This window comes from Mucilaginibacter gynuensis (assembly GCF_039541195.1).
GTDB lineage: Bacteria > Bacteroidota > Bacteroidia > Sphingobacteriales > Sphingobacteriaceae > Mucilaginibacter > Mucilaginibacter gynuensis.
The window spans coordinates 183,396-189,836 of sequence record NZ_BAABFT010000010.1 but is presented as its reverse complement, the minus strand read 5'-3'; the positions used below and the strand labels follow the sequence as shown (position 1 = coordinate 189,836).

Here is a 6,441-nt window from a genome sequence, read left to right as displayed (position 1 = left end):
AGCAACCGGTAGGTCTGAAGATAGTTCCGCTTAAGGGTGAGGTCATTCGTGTTGATGCGCATGGTGACTAACTTTTTTTAAAGCTAATCTTGTTACCGAATTATATAACCTTTACAGCAATGACGATAGTTTGAGATAACGCCATCCAGAACGCGACGAGATTGCTTCGTACCTCACAATGACAAGTTTTAATAAAAATAAAAGGGCGATAAGTATTCAACTCGTCGCCCTTCTCATTAAAATGATATTTAATTTAAGCAGTTTTTAACTCACCGCTTTTCTTTTTGTTTTCAAGATATAAAGCACCAATTAATGCCAGTATCAATATAATAGAACCTATTAACGAGATCACTTCGCCTGTGTAGTAAGAAGTAGGGTGGAAAATGAACTCGATTTTGTGGTTACCCAATGGTATCTGCGCGGCACGCAGCAGGTAATCTGCACGGAAATAAGGTTGCTCTACTCCATCTATCAGCATTTTCCAGCCTTTATCGTAGTAAACTTCAGAGAACACGGCTATTTGATCGGATGTTGAACCGCTTTCGTATACCATGTGATCGGGGTTGTAGCTTACCAGTTTAATAGAAGCAGCCGGATCGGTAGCCAGGTTTTTATCTTTTACCTGATCTTTAAAGCTTTTGTCAACAATGGCTTCATCTTTCGGACTAAAGCTGCTAATGGCCTGCATTTCCTGATCGGCATTATCTGCAAACTTAACGCTCTTTACAAACCATGCATGGCCGCAAGCGGTAGTGTTGCTCTTCATGCCCGGCTCCTGCGTTTTAGGGTCGTACGTGATGATGTATTTGGTATTCAGCATATCAAGCACATCCTGGTTTAAAGATTGAGTAAGTTGGTTTTCTACCAGCTCGTCGTAACGTTTTAACCTTGCTGCCGAATAACCACCTACCGCTTTATGGAAGTACGGGGTATATGAATCAGATAGCAGGTTTTGGCCCAGATCTATCACGCGGTAATCCGGGTCGGTATCGCGGGCTATCAGTTGATCTATCAGCCTTGGTTTTGGTTTGTTGTCTACTTGTTTTTCAACAAATGCGCCATCGTTAAGGTAACGTTTGTCAATCTGCCACATATCCACCAATATCAGCGCAAAAAATACTAACGATAGCACAGTAACATTGATCTTTTGCTTGATGAATGCCCACACCAGTCCGAAACTGATTAATACAAATATCAGTGAGCGGATAGCATCTGCACGGGCAATTGATATACGGTCTTTTATTAAAGCGTTGGCCAAATCGGTTGCCAGTGTAGCATCGCCGCCTAATTGTTTACCTAAAAACTGGGTAAACTCCTGGTGGTTGCTTGTCCTGAACGACAGGAATGCATCCGGCAATACCGCGAATAAAAGACTAAGGCCACCTGTAATGTACAGGGCGATCTTGGTTTTCTTAAGTAGGTCTGCTTTATTAGGGTTAGTAATGATCTCCTGAATAGCCAGTAAGCCCAGTAATGCAAAGCTTAATTGCGCCACTGCCAGTATCGATTCAACCGCGCGAAACTTGTTGTAAAGCGGGAAGTAATTAAAGAACAGATCGGATACAAAAGGAAAGTTGCGGCCGAAGGAAAGCAGCATGGTCAAAATAACCGTGCCCAGTATCCACCATTTTAAGCGGTTTTTAACAATCAGTAAACCTGCCACAAACAGGAAACAGATAATAGCGCCGAAGTAGAATGGTCCTTCGGTGAAGCGTTTATCACCCCAGTATAATGGTAACGCGCCCTGCGAAATATTTTGCGCCTGGTTAATATCGGCACCACGATCTAATAACGCTTTAATTACATGCGAATTAGGGTCGTTTGAACCGCGAGTGCTGCCACCGTAAATATCGGGGATCAGGAAGGTGAAACACTCGGCCACACCCTGGCTCCACTCATAGGCGTAATCTCTTGGTAAGCCTGCGCTTGGTTCGTTATTGCTGCTATGGGTAAGGTTTGATTTACCGCGGATAGTTTCTTTACTGTACTCGTAAGTGCTCCATAAAATAGAAGCATTTACACATAAGGCCAGCACGGTAGCAGCAGCCAAATAACCCACGCTTTTTAAGAAGGAGGCTGTAGTTTTTGTTTTGATGGCATGATAAACCTCAATACCTACCAATATCAAAATGGCGAGCATCAGGTAATAGGTCATTTGCAGGTGATTGGCCCTTATCTCTAATGCCAGGAAGAATGCCGTTACCGATGCGCCTAACAAGTATTTACCGCGCAACGTTAAAATAATACCCGCGATAATAGGTGCAAATAAAGCGATAGCGAAGGCCTGGTTTGCGTGCCCCGCGAGGAGCAATATAATATTGTAGGATGAAAATGTAAAAGCTACAGCGCCCGCAGCAGATAACCACGGATTAAGTTTTAATACGCAGAATAACAGGTATGTACCGAAGAGGAACAGCAAAACAGTATCAACCGGGTTGGGGAATACCGTTTTTAAGGCAGAAACCACATGTGTGGTTACGTTATCAGTATACGGTGCCCATATCTGGAAGGCCGGCATACCGCCTAATATCTGGTTGGTCCAAAGGATGGTGGTGTCTTTGGCCCTGTAATCGTTTATCTCTTTTTGGGTTGATTGTGCCCGGGTAACATCGTTTTGCCCTAATGTTTTACCCTGAAAAGCCGGGGTGAAGTAAAAAAAGCAGATCACTAAAAAAATGGCAGCTACAGCAAAGTGTACACCATTACGTTTGAACCAGTTATTCATTAAAGTAATTTAAAAATGGGTATATCGTTCCCAAAAATAGAAATTTGAACGAGAATAGAATGATTAAGTTTATAAAGGATTTGATTTAGCAGGGGGTAGCCTTTGTGCGGAATAAAAAGAACATGCCCACCAGCACCAAAACGCTGCACACGTATACGATAATATTGATGCGGTTATACTCTTCGCGGTGCCTGCGTACCATAAAAACGTTGTACAGGCCCAGGCCTCCGGTTACTATCCAAAAAAAGCTGTTTATGTTGGTACACATACCAAACAGCTGAATATTTAGTACCGATACAATGTAATTGGTGATAATAAGCAGCAGGGTATCGGGCGTATTATCATGGCGCCTTCTGCGTTTATAAACTTGTTCGGGCAGCATTTACTACTTAATTTCTTCGTAATCAATAAACTCGCCCTCGTTATCAGGCACGGTGTTTTTGGTATTTTGCGGAACATAATCAACCTTAACAGTACCTTCCGGGCGTTTAGGCTGCTGGTAATTTTGGTTGCGCTGTTGTTGCTGAGTGGCTTTATTAATAACACTTTGAAAAAGCATAGGCAAAAATATACGTGCCAACTGACGCACAATATAAAGCACTAATACCGATATAAGCAGAAAACGTAATAATATCATCTGAATAAATTAAAGCTACAAATATAAGTTATTAACGTATAAATTGTTTGCAAGTTGTGTTGTGTTATGGGTTGTAAGTTGTGTGTTGCAGGTTGTAAGCCCTAAGTTGTGGCCCAGACGCAATTTTACATACAACTCACAGCCTTCAACTTACAACCCATATCCTATAACCCGCAACTTACAACTTAAGAAAACTTCTCCTCCATCATTTTCTCTAACGCGAACATTTCGTCGCGGAGTTTGGCGGCGAGGAGGAAGTCCATGTTTTTGGCGGCGGCAAGCATATCTTTTTTGGTGTTGTCGATAGATTTCTTGAGGTCGCCTTTGGTCATGTATTGTACAATAGGGTCGGCGGCCAATGTTACTACTTCGTTTTCTACATAAGCCTTTTGTACCCCTCCCTGGAAGTCAACCACCGAAGTTTGCTCCATAATGGCTTCTCGCGATTTGCCAACGGTACGCGGCGTTATGCCATGTTCCTCGTTATATTGTATCTGCTTCTCACGACGACGATTGGTTTCATCCATCGTAATGCGCATCGAATCGGTAATTTTATCGGCGTACATAATTACACGGCCCCGGTCGTTACGGGCGGCACGACCAATGGTTTGGATCAGCGAACGTTCCGATCTTAAGAAGCCTTCCTTGTCGGCATCCAAAATAGCTACTAACGATACCTCGGGTAAATCCAGACCCTCCCTTAACAAGTTGATCCCGATCAATACGTCAAATTCGCCAAGGCGCAGGCCCCGCAAAATCTCTACCCTTTGTAGGGTTTTTACCTCCGAGTGAATGTAGCGGCATTTGATGCCCAGTTTATCCATGTATTTGGCCAGTTCTTCGGCCATACGTTTGGTGAGGGTGGTTACCAGTACACGGTCGCCCATTTTAATGGTTTTGTCCACTTCGTCGAGCAGGTCATCTACCTGGTTAATTACCGGGCGCACGTCGATCACAGGGTCGAGCAACCCTGTCGGACGAATCACCTGTTCCACTACCACACCGCCCGATTTTTCGAGTTCGAAATCGGCAGGGGTTGCGCTTACATATACTGTTTGCGGTGCCAACCGCTCAAACTCCTGGAAGTTAAGCGGACGGTTATCCAATGCCGCGGGCAGGCGGAAACCATAATCAACCAACGACATCTTCCTCGACCTGTCACCACCATACATAGCGCGGATCTGCGGTACGGTTACGTGGCTTTCGTCAATCACCATCAGGTAATCATCAGGGAAATAATCCAGCAGGCAGAAGGGGCGCATCCCCGGTTCGCGTCCGTCAAAGAATCTCGAATAATTTTCAATCCCCGAGCAGTAACCCAATTCGCGGATCATCTCCAAATCGTAATTAACCCTTTCCTCCAATCGCTTGGCTTCAAGGAAACGGCCATCACCAATGAACTGCTTTTTGCGGGTTTCCAGCTCTTCCTGTATCGCCCATACCGATTGCTGAAAACGTTCGCGCGGTGCCACGTACAAGTTGGCCGGGTAAACCACCATGTGCGTCATCTTTTCGATGGTTTTGCCGGAGGTAATATCGAACGTGCTTAACTCTTCAATGTCATCGCCAAAAAAGGATATGCGGTAAGCAAAATCCATATAAGCCGGGAAAATATCTACCACATCGCCTTTAACACGGAATGTACCGCGTTTAAAATCGGCCGTGGTGCGAGCGTAAAGTATCTCTACCAAACGGTGTAAAAAAGCGTTGCGGCTAATGCGGGTACCCACCGCGAACTTAAATACCGACTTGGCAAAATCCTCGGGGTTACCCATACCATAAATACAGGAAATAGACGACACCACAATCACATCCCTGCGGCCAGACATGAGTGCCGAGGTGGTACGTAAACGAAGCTTTTCTATCTCTTCGTTTATCTGTAAATCCTTTTCAATATAAGTATTGGTGGTAGGTATAAAGGCCTCGGGCTGGTAATAATCGTAATAAGATACAAAGTAGTTCACCGCGTTTTCGGGGAAGAACTGCTTGAATTCGCCGTACAGCTGCGCGGCAAGTGTTTTATTGTGGCTTAGTATCAGCGTTGGCTTTTGCGTTTGTGCTATCACATTGGCCATGGTGAACGTTTTTCCCGAGCCGGTAACACCCAGCAGGGTTTGAAAAGGTTCGCCGCCGTTTACACCTTCAACCAGTTGCCTAATGGCTTCGGGCTGGTCGCCGGTAGGTTTATATTCAGAGGTAAGTTTAAAATCCATCTATAACAAAATTACCAAAAATAATAGCAAAAAGAGAAGCGTTTTAATACAACGCAGCATTTGGAACGCTCAATTGGTGATTTATGTTTTTAAGATGAAACTATTTATCAGTCAAAGCCTAACTTTGTGCTGTATTACCTTTTTGAAACATAATTAGCAGCGCAATGAGTACCAAATACCAGCATATATTTTTCGATCTTGACCACACCATCTGGGATTTTGATAAGAACGCGGAGGAAACCCTGCACGAATTATATATCGCTCATCGCCTTAATGATATAGGGCTGCCATCTGCAGATGTATTCATTGAAACTTATACCCGCAACAATCACCAGCTTTGGGCCGATTACCATGTTGGCAAAATCAGTAAACAGGCGCTGCGTGAAACCCGCTTCAAAAAAACCTTTCTTGATCTTGGGCTGCACCCCGATGTAATGCCGCTTACTTTTGAGGACGAGTACGTGCAGCTATGCCCAACCAAAACCAACCTCTTTCCGCATGCGCACGAAACCCTGCAATACCTGCAAGGCAAGTATACGCTGCATTTGATCACCAACGGGTTTAAAGAATCTACCGAGTTAAAAACTGCCGGAACTAACATCGCGGGCTATTTTCAAAACATCATTATATCTGAAGTGGTAGGGGTAAACAAACCGGATAAAGCCATTTTCGAGCACGCGGTGGCATTGGCCAACTGCACCAAAGATTGCTGCCTGATGATTGGCGATAGCGTGGAGGCCGACATCCGCGGAGCGTTAAACTACGGTATGGATGCCATTTACTTTAACCCTCACAACGCCGAAAAGCCTGCCGACGTACCACAGCAAATCACCCAGTTGAAAGAGCTGATGCAACTGCTGTAGCGG

General features: G+C 44.6%; 5 protein-coding genes. 1 reads left to right on the top strand and 4 read right to left on the bottom strand.

The genetic code is table 11. The features are described 5' to 3' along the window. Positions 1-253: 253 nt before the first annotated feature. The 4 genes from ABD894_RS18760 to uvrB form a co-directional block, all read right to left on the bottom strand. The gene (locus ABD894_RS18760) at positions 254-2,725 is read right to left on the bottom strand and encodes a YfhO family protein (protein ID WP_345212608.1); all 2,472 of its coding nucleotides are present in this window, start codon (positions 2,723-2,725) and stop codon (positions 254-256) included. Positions 2,726-2,810: 85 nt separating this feature from the next. Beyond that, positions 2,811-3,107: a hypothetical protein gene (locus ABD894_RS18755; protein ID WP_345212607.1), complete on the bottom strand. Its 297-nt coding sequence runs from the start codon at positions 3,105-3,107 to the stop codon at positions 2,811-2,813. A 3-nt stretch (positions 3,108-3,110) separates the two neighbouring features. Then, positions 3,111-3,362 carry a DUF4834 family protein gene (locus ABD894_RS18750; protein WP_345212606.1) on the bottom strand — a complete coding sequence of 84 codons (252 nt, stop codon included), beginning with the start codon at positions 3,360-3,362 and terminating at the stop codon, positions 3,111-3,113. A gap of 185 nt (positions 3,363-3,547) precedes the next feature. After that, positions 3,548-5,575: an excinuclease ABC subunit UvrB gene (gene uvrB / locus ABD894_RS18745; RefSeq protein ID WP_345212605.1), complete on the bottom strand. Its 2,028-nt coding sequence runs from the start codon at positions 5,573-5,575 to the stop codon at positions 3,548-3,550. A gap of 164 nt (positions 5,576-5,739) precedes the next feature. Here uvrB and ABD894_RS18740 point away from each other — a divergent pair, with 164 nt between their 5' ends. Then, positions 5,740-6,438, top strand: a complete 699-nt coding sequence (locus ABD894_RS18740) for a YjjG family noncanonical pyrimidine nucleotidase (RefSeq protein ID WP_345212604.1) — start codon at positions 5,740-5,742, stop codon at positions 6,436-6,438. The last annotated feature ends 3 nt before the right edge of the window (positions 6,439-6,441 follow it).

Excerpts from the sequence above, each read along its gene's own strand:
- ABD894_RS18740 (WP_345212604.1), top strand. The coding sequence starts at position 5,740 with ATGAGTACCAAATACCAGCATATATTTTTCGATCTTGACCACACCATC.
- ABD894_RS18755 (WP_345212607.1), bottom strand. The coding sequence starts at position 3,107 with ATGCTGCCCGAACAAGTTTATAAACGCAGAAGGCGCCATGATAATACG.
- ABD894_RS18750 (WP_345212606.1), bottom strand. The coding sequence starts at position 3,362 with ATGATATTATTACGTTTTCTGCTTATATCGGTATTAGTGCTTTATATT.
- ABD894_RS18760 (WP_345212608.1), bottom strand. The coding sequence starts at position 2,725 with ATGAATAACTGGTTCAAACGTAATGGTGTACACTTTGCTGTAGCTGCC.
- uvrB (WP_345212605.1), bottom strand. The coding sequence starts at position 5,575 with ATGGATTTTAAACTTACCTCTGAATATAAACCTACCGGCGACCAGCCC.